We start from the raw sequence: 280 nt of genomic DNA on the forward strand, positions 1-280 counted from the left end.
GAGCAGGACCATGCGTTCCCAGAAGAGTTGTTCGCAGGTCGCCAGTTGCCGGGCGAGTTCGCGTGCTCGCGTGAGCACGGTGTTCGGGGTATCTGCGATGAGTCCCTGGACGGCGGTGATCTCCTCCTCATCGAGGTGACCGAAGAACTCGAAGTGCTCGAGTTGCCGATCGTCGAACGCGCTGGTGTTGCTCATCGCCTGGTGGAGCTGCCGGTAGTTGCGGGTTGAGGGACGGCACAGGTGCAGGAAGCACACCGGGTAGTCCCACGGTGTGCCGGTG

At 63.2% G+C, this 280-nt stretch carries 1 protein-coding gene; it reads right to left on the reverse strand.

All coding sequences use genetic code 11. The features are described 5' to 3' along the window. On the reverse strand, positions 1 to 280 hold a 280-nt coding region (locus tag CKO33_RS13275), incomplete at both ends, for a hypothetical protein (RefSeq protein ID WP_200182698.1).

The organism is Ectothiorhodospira mobilis (assembly GCF_016584115.1).
Lineage (GTDB): Bacteria > Pseudomonadota > Gammaproteobacteria > Ectothiorhodospirales > Ectothiorhodospiraceae > Ectothiorhodospira > Ectothiorhodospira mobilis.